The organism is Pseudomonas sp. MF6767, assembly GCF_016405475.1.
In the GTDB taxonomy this organism is placed as follows: domain Bacteria; phylum Pseudomonadota; class Gammaproteobacteria; order Pseudomonadales; family Pseudomonadaceae; genus Aquipseudomonas; species Aquipseudomonas paracarnis.
Genome location: NZ_JAEKCY010000005.1, coordinates 228,333 through 244,107, shown reverse-complemented (window position 1 = coordinate 244,107; position 15,775 = coordinate 228,333). Strand labels below are relative to the sequence as shown.

Here is a 15,775-nt window from a genome sequence, read left to right as displayed (position 1 = left end):
CCTACGACGCACCTTCGATGCGCCAAAATCATCGCCGACTTTACTGCGAGCTCCGTGGCAGTGTTCAGGCCCTGGAGAACGCAGGCCAGTCGGATTAAACGGGCATCCTAGCCCGCTTCAAATAACGCCATGGCCTCGACATGCGCGGTCTGCGGAAACATGTCGAGGATCCCGGCACGCTTTAGCCGGTAGCCTTGCTTGACCAACTCAACCGTGTCTCGCGCCAGCGTGGCTGGGTTGCAGGACACATACACCAGGCGCTTGGCCCCCAAGGCTGCAAGTTTGCGCACAACCTCCAGGGCACCATCGCGGGGTGGGTCCAAGAGTACCGCAGAAAAGCCCTGTTTGGTCCATTCTGCGTCGGTCAAAGGCTGGGACAAATCGGCCTGAAAAAACTGTGCGTTATGCAAATGGTTGCTGACGGCATTGAGGGCCGCACGGTCCACCATGGCCTGTACGCCCTCCACCGCCACCACTTCGCGTACGTGGCGAGCCAGTGGCAGGGCGAAGTTGCCCAGGCCGCAAAACAGGTCCAGTACCCGTTCGTCGGCTTGTGGCGCCAGCCATTGCAGCGCTTGGGCGACCATCGCCTGGTTGACCCCGGCGTTGACCTGCACAAAGTCGCCCGGCCGGTACGCCAGCTCCAGATCCCACGCCTCCAAACGGAAGCCCAAGGCCTGACCCGGCTCGACGGGCTCCGGCTGCCCTTCCCCGTGCAGCCACAATTGGGCGTCATGGAAGGTGCAGAATTCCTTGAGGATCTGCAGGTCAGCCTCGGACAACGGCGCCATATGCCGCAGCAACACGGCGATGGACGAACCGCTGAACAACTCGACATGCCCCAACGCCTGCGGTTTGCTCAAGCGACGCAGCATCGTTGGCAAACGCTGCATGATCGGTTGCAAGGCCTGTACCAGCACCGGGCAATCATCGATTGCGACGATGTCCTGGCTGGCCACGGCGCGAAAACCCACTTCGAGTTTCTTTGCCTTGGCGTCCCAACGTACGGCCACACGGGCGCGGCGCCGATAACCGAACTCCGGCCCGCTCAACGGCGCTGCCCACTCCTGTGGCTCGACACCGGCCACCCGGGACAATTGCTCGGCAAGCATGCGCTGTTTCAGGGCAAGTTGTTCTTCATGGGGCAGGTGCTGCACGCTGCAACCGCCGCAGCGGCCAACATGGGCGCAGGGTGCCGGGCGACGCAACTCGCTGGCCTGAAAGACCCGCTCGGTGCGCGCCTCGACCACTTTGCCATGGGCGCCCAACACCCGTGCCTCCACCTCTTCGCCGGCCAACGCACCGTTCACAAACCAGGTGCGGCCTTCAAAGAACACGATGCCCCGGCCATCATTGGCCAGGCGCTCGATGGTCAGGCGCTGTTTCTTGCCCACGGGTATCTGTGGGGCCCGGCTGCCGCCCGTCGGTTGGAAGCGCAGGCCTCTCTCGTGCTTGGCCATCAGTTGGGTTCGTCGAAAATGCCGGTCGACAGGTAACGGTCGCCTCGGTCACAGATGATCGCGACGATCACCGCGTTTTCCACTTCTTTGGACAAGCGCAACATACCGGCCACGGCGCCGCCGGAGGACACACCGCAGAAGATGCCTTCTTCACGGGCCAGGCGGCGCGTGGTGTCTTCGGCTTCGCGCTGGGCCATGTCGATGATGCGGTCTACCCGCGTGGCGTTGTAGATCTTCGGCAAATACTCTTCGGGCCAGCGGCGAATACCCGGGATGGCCGCGCCTTCCATCGGTTGCAGGCCGACAATCTGGATCGCCGGGTTCTGCTCCTTGAGGTAGCGCGAGTTGCCCATGATGGTACCGGTGGTGCCCATGGAGCTGACGAAGTGGGTGATGGTGCCCTGGGTCTGGCGCCAGATCTCCGGGCCGGTGCTGGTGTAGTGCGCCTCGGGGTTGTCGCCGTTGGCGAACTGATCGAGCACCACGCCACGGCCTTCGGCGGCCATGCGCTCGGCAAGATCGCGCGCACCTTCCATGCCTTCTTCCTGGGTCACCAGGATCAGCTGGGCGTCATAGGCGGTCATCGCCGCCTTGCGCTCGGCGCTGCCGTTGTCGGGCATGATCAGGACCATCTTGTAACCCTTGATCGCTGCGGCCATGGCCAGGGCGATCCCGGTGTTACCCGAGGTGGCTTCGATCAGGGTGTCACCGGGTTGGATCTGCCCACGCAACTCGGCGCGGGCGATCATCGACAGCGCCGGGCGGTCTTTGACCGAGCCGGCCGGGTTGTTGCCCTCGAGTTTGAGCAACAAGGTATTGCTGGTTTCACCCGCCATGCGTTGCAAGCGGACCAGGGGCGTGTTGCCGACACAATCGGCGATTGTTGGGTACTGCAAGGTCATGGCGTATTCGCAATCCAGACTGCGGGGCGCACATCATACCGGGAAAGGCCGGCGGGCCATATCACGCAAAGTGTGGTGCTTATGGCTTAAAGGCATAAGCCGGGTTTATGTCGGGTCGCCATGGTTGCGCTGGAATACTTCATCGCCCATCGCAGCAATCTGCCCTTCGATCAGCGCTTCAAAAGGTTTGAGCAGTGGCTCAAACGACGTCGGCGCTTCCAATACCTGCAACGCTTGCGTGATCGCTTCGACCGTCGACAAAGCGCCAGGCCCCGGCGCCTTGCGCAAGCGATAGCGGGAAACGCCGCCTTCAGCCAATGTCACCCGGGGCAACGCCGCCAGCAAGGGGTTGAGGTGCAGCAGTTTGCGCGCCTTGCGCCAGGTGCCATCGGGAACCACCAACAGCAGTGGCTGATCGTCAGGTGCGTAGGCGTGCAGCGGCTCGGCATCATCCGCCGGAAACAACAGGCGTGCCCGATAGCCAGGCGGGTTCAATAGCGTCGCAAGGTCATCAAACACCTCCCCCACCACCAACTGCGCGTTGTTCAGGCCCAACGCCGCCAACCGCGCAGTATTGAGCGCATGGCCGACCTCGCTCGGGTGCTGCAACAGCAACACGCGGGTGCGGCTGTCGAGGTGGGGGATCAGCGCACAGAGGCAGTGCGTGGTCGGGCGCAGGCAGCGCGGGCAATGGGGTCGGGACATGGTGTTTTCAGGCCTGGTTGAGCTGGGTCTTGAGCAAATCGCGGAAGGTCTGGATCAGGGGCTCGCGGCTACGACCACGGCGCATGATCAGCGAAAACGGCGCCTGGTAGCCGAAGGTGGCCGGCAGCAAAACGCGCAGGTCGCCCTTGTCAGCCCAGGCCTGGGCGTAGTGTTCGGGCAGGTAGCCAATATAAGCGCCCGACAGCACTAGAATCAGTTGCGCCTCCATACTTTCCACCGTGGCAGCGCTGTGCTTGAAGCCGTGGCGCGCCAACTCCGCCTGGCTCCAGTAACCCCGCCCGACCATGCGTTGCTGGGTGATCACTTGTTCCGGGATGCGCCGCTCGTTGAACAATGGGTGCCGGGTGCTGCAATACAACCAGTGCTGTTCGCGGTACAGCGGCATGTAGACCAGCCCGCTCATGCGGTTGGAAAACGCACCGATGGCCAGGTCCAGGCGGTTGTCCTGCACCCCCAGTTGCAATTCGTAGGGGCTCATCACCGACAGGTGCAAATGCACTGCCGGGTGCTCCAGGCTGTAGGCGCCAATCACTTCGGCGAACGGCAAGGCCTTGTCGCTGACGGTGGAGTCGAGCACTCCGAGCTTGAGGGTGCCGCGCAATTCGCCTTTCAACGCAGCGGCGTATTGCTCGAAACCTTCGAGTTCGCCCAACAGGCGCAGGGTTTCCTGATGAAACAGCTCACCCTTGCTGGTCAGGCTGAAGCCGCCACGGCCACGATGGCACAGCACCAGGCCCAAGGCTGACTCGAGTTGGCTCATGTAGGTGCTGATGGCCGACGTCGACAGGTTGAGCTCATGCTGGGCGTTGGCAAACCCTTGGTGGCGCACGACGCTGACGAAGATGCGCAGGAGTTTCAGGTCGGGCAAGGCGTTGGCCATGGGGGCTCCAGTGAAGCGTGACGCAGAGCATCACAGGATGCATCCCCACGCAGAGCGTGGGAACGATCAACTGTAGGAGCGAGCTTGCTCGCGAAAAACCTGAGGACGCCGCGTACATTCTGGGGCTGCGCATCATCGTTGACGTTTTTCGCGAGCAAGCTCGCTCCTACAGGGATCAGGGAGTTTAACTCAGGCTTTAGTTTAGAAAAATCTGAACTAAGTATTTGCCTCTGCCGATTCTTCCTAAGCCAGGCTTTTCGCAGAATCGGCCATCAATAAACAAAACAACGATGAGGCAATCCCGTGGACAAGATTTTCCACCAACCACTGGGCGGCAACGAAATGCCGCGCTTCGCCGGCATCGCCACCATGATGCGTCTTCCCCACCTGCAAACCGCCAAGGGCCTGGACGCCGCCTTCGTCGGCGTGCCTCTGGATATCGGCACCTCGCTGCGCGCCGGTACGCGCTTCGGCCCACGGGAAATCCGCGCCGAGTCGGTGATGATCCGTCCCTACAACATGGCCACCGGCGCCGCACCGTTCGACTCACTGTCGGTGGCCGATATCGGCGACGTGGCGATCAATACCTTTAACCTGCTCGACGCGGTGCGCATCATCGAAGAGGCCTACGACGAGATCCTCGAGCACGACGCCATCCCCCTGACCCTGGGTGGCGACCACACCATCACCCTGCCGATCCTGCGGGCGATCCACAAAAAACATGGCAAGGTCGGGCTGGTGCACATCGATGCCCACGCCGACGTCAACGACCATATGTTCGGCGAGAAAATTGCCCACGGCACCACCTTCCGCCGCGCCGTGGAAGAAGGCTTGCTCGATTGCGACCGCGTGGTGCAGATCGGCCTGCGCGCCCAGGGATATACCGCCGAAGACTTCAACTGGAGCCGCAAGCAAGGCTTCCGCGTGGTCCAGGCCGAAGAATGCTGGCATCACTCCCTCGCGCCGCTGATGGCCGAAGTGCGAGAAAAAGTCGGCGGCGGCCCGGTGTACCTGAGCTTCGACATCGACGGCATCGACCCCGCCTGGGCACCCGGCACCGGCACCCCGGAAATCGGCGGGCTGACCACCATCCAGGCCATCGAAATCATCCGTGGCTGCCAGGGCCTCGATCTGATTGGTTGCGACCTGGTAGAAGTTTCGCCGCCTTACGACACCACCGGCAATACCTCGTTGCTGGGCGCCAACTTGCTGTACGAGATGCTCTGCGTACTGCCTGGCGTCGCGCATCGCTGATGAGGCGAACGCGCTGAGAACAATAAAAACCGCGTCTTCACACTCATAACCAAGGGGGGTCGCACAGATCCCCGACAACGATGTACCTGACTTTCGCTCGCGTGTTTACCGAGCCAGCTGCCGCCTGATCGCCCATAAAAAATATAATCGGAGAACCGCCGTCATGGCTTTGGATTTATTCGTCGTACTCATCTACGCCGCCGGCATGCTGGTGCTCGGCTACTACGGCATGCGTCGCGCCAAGACCCACGAAGACTACCTGGTCGCCGGCCGCAACCTCGGCCCATCGCTGTACATGGGCACCATGGCCGCCACGGTGCTGGGCGGTGCCTCCACCGTCGGCACCGTGCGCCTGGGATATGTGCATGGTATTTCGGGTTTCTGGCTGTGCGCCGCGCTCGGCGCGGGCATCATTGCCCTGAACCTGTTCCTGGCCAAGCCCCTGTTGAAGCTGAAAATCTTCACCGTCACCCAGGTCCTGGAAAAACGCTACAACCCCATGGCCCGCCAGGCCAGCGCGGTGATCATGCTGGCCTATGCGCTCATGATCGGCGTGACCTCGATCCTGGCCATCGGCACCGTGCTGCAAGTGCTGTTCGACCTGCCGTTCTGGATGTCGGTACTGGTGGGCGGTGGCGTGGTGGTGGTGTATTCGACCATCGGTGGCATGTGGTCGCTGACCCTCACCGATATTGTGCAATTCGTGATCAAGACCGTCGGCCTGATGTTCATCCTGTTGCCGATCTGCCTGTACCGCGTCGGTGGCTGGGATGAACTGGTGGCCAAACTGCCGGCGTCGAGCTTCAGCTTCACCGCTATCGGCTGGGACACGATCATCACCTACTTCATGATCTACTTCTTCGGCATCCTGATCGGCCAGGATATCTGGCAACGGGTCTTCACCGCCCGTGACGAAAAGGTCGCCCAGTACGCAGGCACTTTTGCCGGCTTCTATTGCATCCTGTACGGCCTGGCCTGTGCGCTGATCGGCATGGCTGCCCATGTGCTGATCCCGGACCTGGACAACGTCAACAATGCCTTCGCCGCGATCGTCAAAGCTTCGCTGCCGGACGGCATTCGCGGCCTGGTCATCGCCGCCGCGCTGGCCGCCATGATGTCCACCGCCAGCGCCGGCCTGCTCGCCGCCTCCACCGTATTGACCGAGGACCTGCTGCCCCGCCTGCGCGGCGGCAAGGCGTCGAGCCTGCGCATCAACCGCCTGTTCACCCTGTTGACCGGCATTGCCGTGCTGGGTATCGCATTGGTGGTGAACGATGTGATCAGCGCCCTGACCCTGGCCTATAACCTGTTGGTGGGCGGTATGTTGGTGCCCTTGATCGGCGCGATCTTCTGGAAGCGCGCGACCACCTCGGGCGCAATCACGTCCATGAGCCTGGGCTTTGTGACCGCGCTGGTATTTATGTTCAAGGATGGGTTGGATGCAAATACGCCGATCTACTACAGCCTGGCGGTGGCGCTGGTGAGCTTTGTACTGGTGAGCCTGCTGTCGCGTCGGCCGGCCAAGGTGGCGGCTGCGGTGGTTTGAGCTATAACAGGGACGGGGATATTTTCTTCAGCGGGCGCGACGTCGGAGGTCGCGCCCGTTTTTTTCGCCTGGTGCAAAACAACTGTGGGAGCGGGCTTGCTCGCGAAAGCGGTGTGTCATTCAACCTTATTTTGGCTGATACACCCTATTCGCGAGCAAGCCCGCTCCCACATTTTTTAAACCGCGTGATTAGCGGCGACGTGGCCGACGTTGCTCGTCATCCGTGCGAATCGGCACCGGTTGCAGCGGAGGCTCGATCAAGCCCAATGCAACGCCGAGGTCGTGGAGCCAGTTTTGGATTTTCTCTTTCATGATTGCCCCCTTTGAGGGTAGTGCTGGCCGGCGTGAGTACTGTCGCCGTTTCCTACAGTGATAGTAGCCCTAAGTCCTAGGTAATGCTTGAAGGAAACCACAACGAACTATTACTGAATTGATCCGAATCCTGACGGATCGTTCAAGCAATGGCACGTGTGTCTTGCACGCATCGCGGGTTGCCGTCTTGCTGCAGGTCGATCCATGCATTGAGGTTAGCGCCGAGCATGCCCTTTCGCCACATCAGCCAGGTGGTCGCAGTGGCAAAAGGCCCAGTCAGCGGATGAACGGACACGCTGTCCTTGCCGGGCAGGCTTGCGAGCATGGACTCAGACATCAACGCCACGCCGGAACCTGCAATCACGCAAGCGAGCATGCCTTGGTAGGACTCGATCTCGATCGCCCGCCCCATCGCCACTCGCTCATGGGAAAACCAGGTTTCCAGGCGCGTGCGGTAGGCGCAACTGCGCCGAAACGTGAACATCGCACGGCCCGCCACATCCTGGGGGCCACGCACCGGCGGATGATCGGCCTCGCAAATCAGCACCAGGCGCTCTTCGCACAGCGGTACGCCATCCAGGGTGGCGATGGTCAGCGGGCCGTCGACGAAGGCTGCATCCAGGCGCCCGGTAATCAGCCCTTCCAGCAACTCCCCACTGGGTGCCGACTGCACCTGAAGGTTCACCATGGGGTAAGTCTTGTGATAGCGCGCCAGCAGCTTCGGCAAATGAACTGCGGCGGTGCTGTACATGCTGCCCAATACGAAATCACCGGCCGGTTGCCCGCCTTGTACGGCGCCGTGTGCTTCATCATGCAGCGCCAGCAGGCGAGTGCTGTAGTCCAGCAGTACCTTGCCCGCCGGAGAAAGCTGCAAACGCTGGCGCTCGCGCACGAACAGGTCGACACCCAATTGCTCTTCCATTTGTTTAAGCCGGGTCGACAGGTTGGACGGCACGCGGTGCAGGCGCTCGGCGGCACGGGTAATGGAGCCCTCTTCCGCCACAGCCTGGAAAATGCGCAATTGACTGAACTCCATTACTTTCTCCAAAACTGAACAAGTTACTCACTATTATTCAATTTTACAGAAAGTCAATCCATCTTAGCCTGCAAGGCATTCGCTTCTTTGCAGGAAACCTGAACATGTCCCCGCTGATTCGTTTACTCGCCAGCTTCGTCGCCCTGATGATGGCCATGGGCATTGGCCGCTTCGCCCTGACTCCGCAAATGCCGCATTTGCTCAGTGAAGGCCAGATCGACCTGACCGGCGCCGGCCTGATCGCAGCCGCCAATTACCTGGGCTATTTTGTCGGCGCGGTGGACTCGATCTTTGCCCGCAGCCATCAGCATGTGCGCGGGCGCCTCTACGGCGGGCTGTGGTTGTGCGTATTGCTGACCCTGGCGTCCTACTGGGCTAACGGGTTCTGGCCGCATTTGTTGCTGCGTTTCGGCACCGGGGTCGCCAGTGCCTGGGCCCTGGTGATGATTACCAGCCTGAGCCAGCCACTGGCGATTGCCGCCGGCCGCCCGCGCCTGGGTGCGCTGGTGTTTGCTGGGCCGGGGTTGGGGATTGTGCTGACGGGGCTGCTGGCGCTGGTGTCGAACCTATCAGGGCAAAGCTCTGCCGCGCTGTGGTTGATCTACGGGACGGTGGCGCTGGTGATGTTGCTGGCGATCCTGCCGTTTCTACCCAAGCCGACCCTCACCGTGACACAGCCCACCAGCGCGGGGAGCAACGGCAGCATCGCGCACTTGTGCTGTATCTATTTCTTGTACGGCCTGGGCTACATCATCCCGGCGACCTTTCTGTCGCAAATGGCCAGCGCACAATTCCACGGGGCCTGGCAGGCCGACTTGTTCTGGCCCTGCTTTGGCCTGGCGGCCGCGCTGGGAGTGGGGGTGGCCAGCCTGCGCCGCAAGCACCCGAACACCACCCGTCGCTGGCTGATGGCGACTTTATGGCTGCAAGCGGCAGGGGTGTTCGCCTGCCTATTCGGCAATGGCTGGGGCTTGGCGTTGGGCGTTTTACTGTGCGGTGCGCCATTTCTGGCCTGCATGCAGTTGGTGATGGCGCGATTAAGGGAGGTCGCGCCCCATGGCTACCAACGCAGCACGGGGTTGTTGACCGCCAGCTTCGCCGTCGGCCAATTGAGCGGCCCCCTGTTGGCATCGGTCAGCAGCCATCTCAGTGGCGGCCTGCAACCGGCGTTGGTCGTTGCCGGTACCGGGTTGTTATTAGCCGGTTCAGTACTGATCAACCACCCTCTACCGCCACGGCCGATTTGCACACAAATGGCCAACAGTGCAGCAAATGGCGGTTAGGCACGTGCCCCACGCCATGTCCATCAGCGCCAACCCAGCGGACCAGCCTTGAAGCGTGGCCCAGTTGCTCAGGTCATAGGTGCCGTAGGCCACCAGGCCAAGCAAGGCGCCCAAACGCGCAGCGCGCTGCCAACTGGCGCTGGGCAAGATAACCAGCACCACGCAACCGAGGACGTACAGGAGATAGAACAATACGGCAGGCAACAGGCGTGGCTGATCAAGCATCAGCGCGCCAAGCAGGGATTTGTAGGTGGGCCCCATGAGCACACCGAGCCAAAGGCCGTCGAGGACCAGGAAGGCGAGCAAGGTACCGAGGTAGGCATACAACGACTTTCTTGACATGAGCAAGCCCTACTGTGAAGGCAAGCTTGTTGTGGCGAGCAAGCTTGCTTGCGTTGGGGTGCGAAGCGCCCCCAAAAAAGCTTGCGACTGCTACGCAGTCGAGCGGGAGCAAGCTCCCTCGCCACAACAAGCTCGCTCCTACAGGAGAGCGAAGCGTACTCAGCTTAGTTCAATGCGATCCGCATGAATCACGATCTGGCCCTGCTTGTAGAGCGCACCAATGGCCTTCTTGAAGTTGCCCTTGCTCACGCCGAACAAGTTACTGATCACCGCCGGGTCGCTTTTGTCGCTGACCGGCAGGCTGCCATTGTTGTCGCGCAACTTGGCGAGGATCTTCGAGTTCAGGCTGGAGGCCGCTTCCTGGCCCACCGGCTGCAGGCTCAGGCTGATGTTGCCATCGGCGCGGATCTCTTTGATAAAGCCCTTCTCTTCCTTGCCCGGGCGCAGGAACTTGAACACTTCGTTCTTGTGGATCAAGCCCCAGTGCTTGTTGTTGATGATCGCCTTGAAGCCCATGTCAGTGGCTTCGGCCACCAGCAGGTCGACTTCCTGGCCCACCTGATAGTTCGCCGGCGTCTTGTCCAGGTAACGGTCAAGGCGAGCGGTGGCGGTGATGCGCTTGGTGTGCTTGTCGAGGTAGACGTGCACCACGCAATATTCACCCGCGGTCATCTGGCGTTTTTCTTCCGAATAAGGCAGCAGCAGATCCTTGGGCAAACCCCAATCAAGGAAGACGCCAATGCTGTTGACTTCCACAACTTTCAAACTGGCGAATTCACCGACTTGAACTTTGGGCTTTTCGGTGGTGGCGATAAGTTTGTCATCGCTGTCCAGATAAATGAAAACGTTGAGCCAGTCTTCATCTTCACTGGGAATATCTTTAGGGATATACCGATTAGGCAAGAGGATTTCCCCATCTTGCGCACCATCGAGGTACAAACCAAAGTTAGTGTGCTTGACCACTTGCAAGCTGTTGTAGCGCCCGACTAAAGCCATTTCCAATACCCTCATTGCGTGGGCGGCATTCTACCCGAGTTGTGCCCTGCACGCGCACACGCCTGAAAAATCGCGGGCTGGCATGGCGTTCCAGTGGCATCGCCCCACTCGTCTGATCGTTCGGTTCACTTTGAGCAGGCCATCAGCGTGTCCACAAGCCTTGGGTTTCCAGCTAAAACAGTAAGTTAGCGCTTTATTTCAGCGCTGAACTTCGGCTATTTCCAGCCGCGAGCACTTATTCTCGAGGGATATTTGCCAAGCAATTGTCAAGTATTTCCTGTACGATAGCTGGCCAAGTTAATTTTCTACAGGTTAGTGGCCGCCATGCGTGTAAAAGCATCCAACAGCAAAGCAAAGCCAGCTCCCGCCGTTGAAACCAGCGAATCGATCAATAGCCAGATTGCTGCGTTCCTCAAGTCCGGCGGCGAAATCCAGCAAATTGCCAAGGGCGTGAGCGGCCAGACTTTCGGCCCGTCCAAGCAGATCAGCCTGGGCAAGAAGTAATAGTCATACCCGCGCACTGCATCTGGTCCCTAAGCGTCTTGCCTTCGAGGCGCTAGGACTAGAGTTGCCACCCCCTCCCGACACCCTCAATACGCAGCTAATCGACGAACGGGCCTCAATGCCTGGCATTCGCCGGTATCCTTGCACACGTCTAGCACGGGCATCTGCCTGAATCTTTCCGTTACTGCTCCTCGCTTTTCATGGAGTGAAGCATGCTTAAACGCTGTATTTTCGTGGTCAGCATCCTGGTCGCCAGCCCTTTGGCCGAAGCGCATATCTTCCAGCGCGAATTGGGTGACTTCGACCTGAAATTAGGTACAACCCCCAGCCGCAACATGGCCCAGGGCCTGGTCAAGCCGACCGCCCCTGGCAGCGACTCGTTCCACGGAGGCCTGGACCTTACCCACGACAGCGGCCTGTATTTCGGCCAGTTTTCCCCGAACATGGGCCTGTCGTCGGCCAATAACCTTGAAGTCGACTCCTACATGGGCTTCAAGCGTCCGTTCGACCAGACCCTGGGCTATGAAGTCGGCTTGATCCACTACAGCTACCCCAAGCTCACCCCCCTCGACAGCCAGGAGTTCTACGGCGGGCTGAACCTGTTGGGCAACCGCTTTGGCGTGTCTTTCAGCAACGACCCCGACCGCCAGGACAGCACCCTGTTTGCAGACCTGGGCGGCACCCAGCCTTTCGGCATCGGCGTCAGCATGAAATACACCACCCATCAACTGGGCACACCGGTCTCGGTAGAGAACGGCGCCATCAGCAGTTTCAGCGATTGGTCGGTACAGTTTTCCCGGGCCTGGAAAGGCATTGACCTGGACCTGATCTACAGCGGCTCCAGCCTCAGCGGCAGTGACTGCTCGGCCTACTCCGGACACAATTCGCAATGTGATGGGCTGTTGACCTTGAAGGCCGCGCGGTCGTTTTATTGATGGGCTGAACTGTCGCACCCCGCGCAGGTTCACATGCATTAACGCCCTCCATGCAAGGACCTGCCCATGTTGCGCCGGCTCAAATTCCTGATGGTACTGCTGACTCTGAGCCTGGTGCTCGCCGGCTGCAATCGCGTGGGCCTGGCCTACCGTAACCTCGACGTGATCATCCCCTGGACCCTCAACGACTACCTGGACATGAATGCCGGGCAGAAGAGCTGGTTCAACGACACCCTCAAGGAACACCTGGCCTGGCACTGCACCACGCAATTGCCTGGCTACCTGGACTGGCTCGACCGCCTGCAGCAGATGGTCGACAGTAACCAGGTCACCGACGCCGCATTGCAAACCCGTACTGTCGAAGCCAAACAGGCAATTGCCGAGATTGCGCGGGAAATCACGCCCTCAGCTGCGCAATTGCTGCAAGGCCTGGACGATCAGCAGGTCAAGGACATGAGCGATGCTCTGGCCAAGGACCTGCGCAAACGCCAGGACGAATACCTCAAGCCACCACTGGCTCAACAAATCAAGGAACGCGCCGAGCGTATGAGCAAGCGCCTGGACGCCTGGATCGGCCCGTTGAGCCCAGGCCAGCAAAACCGCGTCACGGCCTGGTCGGCCGAGTTGGGCGCGCAAAACCAAGCGTGGATCGGCAACCGCGCCCATTGGCAGGCGCAATTTATCGAGGCGCTGCAACAACGCCACAATGCCGATTTCCCGCAGAAAATCCAGCAACTGCTGGTGGATCGCGAAAGCCTGTGGACCCCGCAATACCGCGCCGCCTACGCACAGACCGAAGCCGCCGCGCGCAGTTTGCTCGTGGACGTGATGGCCCAAAGCTCCCCAGCGCAGCGCCTGAAACTCACCCAGAAAATCGACAAGGTCCGCAGCGACTTCCAGGCGCTTAAATGCCTGAAAAGCGCACAGTCTTGATGGATGCTTGCGGTCAGAACCATAGGCGCACGCCAACCACCCAGTGCAGTTGGTTAACGTCTTCGCCTTCGTCCCGTGCGTATTGCGCGGTCTGGCCATAAGTGCGGTTCCAGCTGAGACCGACATATGGCGCAAACTCGCGGCGAACTTCGTAGCGCAAGCGCAGGCCCAGTTCACTTTCCGCCAAGCCCGAACCAACGCCGCGTTGCGGATCGTTCTGCGCATAAAAATTGAGTTCGGCGGTGGGCTGCAGGATCAGGCGATTGGTGAGCAGAATGTCGTAGTCACCCTCAAGGCGTGCGGCCGTATGCCCCGATTCGCCGACAAACAACGTGGCTTCGGCCTCGAAGTTGTAGAGCGCCATGCCTTGTAGGCCAAAGGCCGCCCAAGTCTGGCTGGCACCGGGCTTGAAGTCCTGACGCACGCCGCCGACCACGTCCCACCACGGGCCGATAGCGTGCCCCCATAACGCTTGGGCTTCGGCGCTTTCAGTGCGGCCGGCGCTGCGTTCGCCTTCACTGCGTAGCCACAACCGGTCGATGTCACCGCCGACCCAACCCTTGATGTCCCAACTCTGCGCGTTGCCGTCGCCGCCCTGCCATTCCAACTGGTTGACCAGCAGCATCGAGTTGACGCCGCTGTCGTGTACCTGATGCCCTCCCGGCGCGTTGTACACCGCTGCGCGGTCTGCGTCGGTCAGCGCCGGAATCGGCGTACGGCTTTGCGTCAGCGCGGGCGTCGCCGGGCTCATGCCCTGAAATGCATCCTCGGCCGCCAACGTCCATGGGGCGAACCCCAGTGTGGCGAAAACGATGCAAAGGGACGAGACGCAACGGTTCATGCTCGCTTCCTTATTCATGCACGCGCACCTCGCGGAACATGCCCATTTCCATGTGGTACAGCAGGTGGCAGTGATAGGCCCAGCGCCCCAAGGCATCAGCGGTGACGCGGTAACTGCGCCGGGAGCCCGGTGGCATGTCGACCGTATGTTTGCGCACCTGGAACTGGCCGTTTTCGTCCTCCAGGTCGCTCCATAAGCCATGCAGGTGAATCGGGTGGGCCATCATGGTGTCGTTGACCAGCACCACCCGCACGCGCTCGCCATAAGTCAGTTGCAAAGGCTCGGCATCGGAAAACTTCACGCCATTGAACGACCAGGCGAACTTTTCCATATGCCCGGTGAGATGCAATTCGACGGTGCGCGAGGGATCGCGGCCATCGGGGTCTTCAAAGGTACTGCGCAGGTCGGCATAGGTGAGCACCCGGCGGCCATTGTTGCGCAGGCCGATTCCAGGGTCGTCCAGCTTGGGCATCGGGTTCATCGCCTGCATGTCTACCAGCGGGTTGTTCTGCTCGCTGGCGGGGTGTTTCTGCATCGCCATCGCGCCCATGGCGCTGTGATCCATGCCTTCCATGCCCGGCATATCGGCCATGGCACCGTGGTCCATGCCGCCCATGCCCATGTCATCCATCGTCAGCCACGGGCGCGGATCAAGCGGCGGTACTGAGGCGGTCGCACCCATCTGCCGGGCGAGGGTGCCACGGGCATAGCCTGTGCGGTCCATGGACTGGGCAAACAGGGTATAGGCCTCTGCCACAGGCTCGACCAGCACATCGTAGGTTTCCGCCACGGCGATACGGAACTCGTCGACGCTTACCGGCTTTACCGGCTGGCCATCCGCGGCGATGACGGTCATCTTCAACCCTGGAATGCGCACATCAAAATAGGTCATCGCCGAGCCATTGATAAAACGCAGGCGAATCGTTTCCCCCGTCTTGAACACTCCGGTCCAGTTCTGCCCAGGCGGCTGGCCGTTGAGCAAGTAGGTGTAGGTCTCGCCGCTGACGTCCGCAAGGTCGGTGGGGTTCATCTTCATTTGCGCCCACATCAGCCGGTCGGCAGCCGTGGCCGACCAGCCCTGCTTGCCCACATCCCGGATAAAATCGCCCAGGGTGGGTTTGTGCAGGTTGTAGTAATCAGACTGCTTCTTGAGGGTCTTCATCAGGGCGATGGGGTCTTCGTCGGTCCAGTCCGACAGCATCACCACGTAATCGCGCTGGTAGCTATAAGGCTCGGGTTCCTTGGGATCGATAACCAGCGGGCCGTACACGCCCTGCTGCTCCTGAAGCCCGGAATGGCTGTGGTACCAGTAGGTGCCGTGCTGCTTGACCTTGAATTGGTAAACGTAAAGGCCGCCCGGTTCGATGCCCTTGAAGCTCAGGCCGGGCACGCCGTCCATGGTCGATGGCAACAGGATGCCGTGCCAGTGGATCGAGGTGGGCTCGCCAAGACGGTTTTTCACGCGCAGGGTCACGGTGTCGCCTTCGCGCCAGCGTAACAGCGGGCCGGGCAGGCTGCCGTTGACGGTCAACGCGGTGCGCGCACGGCCGGTCAGGTTGACGGGAGTCTGGTCAATAAACAGGTCAAATTCGCTGCCGGCGAGCACCGTGGGCTGGCCGGGGCTGGTCAGTGCCCACACAGGTGGGCGCCAAAGCCCGAGCCCACCCAGCAGGCCGCCTGCGGCCAGGCCTTTGACGAATGTGCGTCTGGAGGTTGTGGAGTGCATGCCGATTCAAGTCCGTGAGTTGAATGGCAGCAGATTAGGAGTCGCCGGCTGTCAGCAACCTTAGCGACAGATTACCGATTCGACAGGTTCACCCGGCTC

At 60.8% G+C, this 15,775-nt stretch carries 16 protein-coding genes and 1 pseudogene; 6 read left to right on the top strand and 11 right to left on the bottom strand.

Features of this window, described 5'->3' with window-relative positions; translation table 11 throughout:
• Positions 1–107: 107 nt before the first annotated feature.
• From rlmD to JFT58_RS30235, 5 genes and pseudogenes are all read right to left on the bottom strand, one after another.
• Positions 108–1,460 (bottom strand): 23S rRNA (uracil(1939)-C(5))-methyltransferase RlmD, encoded by a 1,353-nt coding sequence (gene rlmD, locus JFT58_RS11380; RefSeq protein WP_054897825.1) that lies wholly within the window; start codon positions 1,458–1,460, stop codon positions 108–110.
• Positions 1,460–2,362, bottom strand: coding sequence for a cysteine synthase CysM (gene cysM, locus JFT58_RS11375; protein ID WP_054897826.1), 903 nt, complete (start codon positions 2,360–2,362; stop codon positions 1,460–1,462). The genes rlmD and cysM overlap by 1 nt, the downstream gene beginning before the upstream one ends.
• Positions 2,363–2,467: 105 nt before the next feature.
• A complete protein-coding gene (locus tag JFT58_RS11370) occupies positions 2,468–3,067 on the bottom strand; it encodes a tRNA-uridine aminocarboxypropyltransferase (protein WP_044275011.1) in 600 nt (199 codons plus the stop codon).
• 7 nt (positions 3,068–3,074) lie between these two features.
• Positions 3,075–3,968: a LysR family transcriptional regulator gene (locus tag JFT58_RS11365; RefSeq protein ID WP_034128316.1), complete on the bottom strand. Its 894-nt coding sequence runs from the start codon at positions 3,966–3,968 to the stop codon at positions 3,075–3,077.
• A 68-nt stretch (positions 3,969–4,036) separates the two neighbouring features.
• Positions 4,037–4,147: pseudogene (locus JFT58_RS30235) on the bottom strand (outer membrane lipoprotein carrier protein LolA); the annotation flags it as partial.
• A gap of 124 nt (positions 4,148–4,271) precedes the next feature.
• On the opposite strand from JFT58_RS30235, the gene speB reads away from it, so the two are divergent.
• Together speB and JFT58_RS11355 are read left to right on the top strand one after the other, a co-directional pair.
• Positions 4,272–5,222, top strand: a complete 951-nt coding sequence (gene speB, locus JFT58_RS11360; protein WP_034128315.1) for an agmatinase — start codon at positions 4,272–4,274, stop codon at positions 5,220–5,222.
• Positions 5,223–5,385: 163 nt separating this feature from the next.
• Positions 5,386–6,768 carry a sodium:solute symporter gene (locus JFT58_RS11355; protein ID WP_054897827.1) on the top strand — a complete coding sequence of 461 codons (1,383 nt, stop codon included), beginning with the start codon at positions 5,386–5,388 and terminating at the stop codon, positions 6,766–6,768.
• A gap of 189 nt (positions 6,769–6,957) precedes the next feature.
• On the opposite strand, the gene JFT58_RS30580 is transcribed toward JFT58_RS11355, so the two are convergent.
• Together JFT58_RS30580 and ptrR are read right to left on the bottom strand one after the other, a co-directional pair.
• Positions 6,958–7,080 (bottom strand): PA1414 family protein, encoded by a 123-nt coding sequence (locus JFT58_RS30580; RefSeq protein WP_003193089.1) that lies wholly within the window; start codon positions 7,078–7,080, stop codon positions 6,958–6,960.
• 142 nt (positions 7,081–7,222) lie between these two features.
• Positions 7,223–8,116, bottom strand: coding sequence for a putrescine utilization regulator PtrR (gene ptrR / locus JFT58_RS11350; RefSeq protein ID WP_054897828.1), 894 nt, complete (start codon positions 8,114–8,116; stop codon positions 7,223–7,225).
• A 104-nt stretch (positions 8,117–8,220) separates the two neighbouring features.
• Here ptrR and JFT58_RS11345 point away from each other — a divergent pair, with 104 nt between their 5' ends.
• Positions 8,221–9,399 (top strand): MFS transporter, encoded by a 1,179-nt coding sequence (locus JFT58_RS11345; RefSeq protein ID WP_054897829.1) that lies wholly within the window; start codon positions 8,221–8,223, stop codon positions 9,397–9,399.
• Here JFT58_RS11345 and JFT58_RS11340 read toward each other — a convergent pair.
• Positions 9,343–9,741, bottom strand: a complete 399-nt coding sequence (locus tag JFT58_RS11340) for a DUF2177 family protein (RefSeq protein ID WP_072447469.1) — start codon at positions 9,739–9,741, stop codon at positions 9,343–9,345. The two genes, JFT58_RS11345 and JFT58_RS11340, sit on opposite strands and share 57 nt — an antisense overlap.
• Positions 9,742–9,900: 159 nt before the next feature.
• Entirely contained in the window at positions 9,901–10,737 is an 837-nt protein-coding gene (locus JFT58_RS11335; RefSeq protein WP_054897831.1) for a CvfB family protein, read from the bottom strand.
• Positions 10,738–11,061: 324 nt separating this feature from the next.
• Here JFT58_RS11335 and JFT58_RS11330 point away from each other — a divergent pair, with 324 nt between their 5' ends.
• From JFT58_RS11330 to JFT58_RS11320, 3 genes are all read left to right on the top strand, one after another.
• Positions 11,062–11,241, top strand: coding sequence for a hypothetical protein (locus tag JFT58_RS11330; protein ID WP_003193095.1), 180 nt, complete (start codon positions 11,062–11,064; stop codon positions 11,239–11,241).
• A gap of 212 nt (positions 11,242–11,453) precedes the next feature.
• Positions 11,454–12,176: a TorF family putative porin gene (locus JFT58_RS11325; RefSeq protein ID WP_198834383.1), complete on the top strand. Its 723-nt coding sequence runs from the start codon at positions 11,454–11,456 to the stop codon at positions 12,174–12,176.
• A 66-nt stretch (positions 12,177–12,242) separates the two neighbouring features.
• On the top strand, positions 12,243–13,109 hold the full coding sequence (locus JFT58_RS11320; protein ID WP_054897832.1) for a DUF6279 family lipoprotein: 867 nt from the start codon (positions 12,243–12,245) through the stop codon (positions 13,107–13,109).
• A gap of 13 nt (positions 13,110–13,122) precedes the next feature.
• Here JFT58_RS11320 and JFT58_RS11315 read toward each other — a convergent pair whose 3' ends face one another.
• Both JFT58_RS11315 and JFT58_RS11310 read right to left on the bottom strand, forming a co-directional pair.
• Entirely contained in the window at positions 13,123–13,950 is an 828-nt protein-coding gene (locus JFT58_RS11315) for a copper resistance protein B (RefSeq protein ID WP_054897833.1), read from the bottom strand.
• Positions 13,951–13,960: 10 nt separating this feature from the next.
• Positions 13,961–15,676, bottom strand: coding sequence for a copper resistance system multicopper oxidase (locus JFT58_RS11310; protein ID WP_054897834.1), 1,716 nt, complete (start codon positions 15,674–15,676; stop codon positions 13,961–13,963).
• Between the last annotated feature and the right edge of the window lie 99 nt (positions 15,677–15,775).

Coding starts and splice junctions, on each gene's coding strand:
- JFT58_RS11320 (WP_054897832.1), top strand. CDS start 12,243: ATGTTGCGCCGGCTCAAATTCCTGATGGTACTGCTGACTCTGAGCCTG.
- JFT58_RS11370 (WP_044275011.1), bottom strand. CDS start 3,067: ATGTCCCGACCCCATTGCCCGCGCTGCCTGCGCCCGACCACGCACTGC.
- JFT58_RS11335 (WP_054897831.1), bottom strand. CDS start 10,737: ATGGCTTTAGTCGGGCGCTACAACAGCTTGCAAGTGGTCAAGCACACT.
- JFT58_RS11365 (WP_034128316.1), bottom strand. CDS start 3,968: ATGGCCAACGCCTTGCCCGACCTGAAACTCCTGCGCATCTTCGTCAGC.
- ptrR (WP_054897828.1), bottom strand. CDS start 8,116: ATGGAGTTCAGTCAATTGCGCATTTTCCAGGCTGTGGCGGAAGAGGGC.
- JFT58_RS30580 (WP_003193089.1), bottom strand. CDS start 7,080: ATGAAAGAGAAAATCCAAAACTGGCTCCACGACCTCGGCGTTGCATTG.
- JFT58_RS11325 (WP_198834383.1), top strand. CDS start 11,454: ATGCTTAAACGCTGTATTTTCGTGGTCAGCATCCTGGTCGCCAGCCCT.
- rlmD (WP_054897825.1), bottom strand. CDS start 1,460: ATGGCCAAGCACGAGAGAGGCCTGCGCTTCCAACCGACGGGCGGCAGC.
- JFT58_RS11340 (WP_072447469.1), bottom strand. CDS start 9,741: ATGTCAAGAAAGTCGTTGTATGCCTACCTCGGTACCTTGCTCGCCTTC.
- JFT58_RS11345 (WP_054897829.1), top strand. CDS start 8,221: ATGTCCCCGCTGATTCGTTTACTCGCCAGCTTCGTCGCCCTGATGATG.
- JFT58_RS11310 (WP_054897834.1), bottom strand. CDS start 15,676: ATGCACTCCACAACCTCCAGACGCACATTCGTCAAAGGCCTGGCCGCA.
- JFT58_RS11330 (WP_003193095.1), top strand. CDS start 11,062: ATGCGTGTAAAAGCATCCAACAGCAAAGCAAAGCCAGCTCCCGCCGTT.
- JFT58_RS11355 (WP_054897827.1), top strand. CDS start 5,386: ATGGCTTTGGATTTATTCGTCGTACTCATCTACGCCGCCGGCATGCTG.
- cysM (WP_054897826.1), bottom strand. CDS start 2,362: ATGACCTTGCAGTACCCAACAATCGCCGATTGTGTCGGCAACACGCCC.
- JFT58_RS11315 (WP_054897833.1), bottom strand. CDS start 13,950: ATGAACCGTTGCGTCTCGTCCCTTTGCATCGTTTTCGCCACACTGGGG.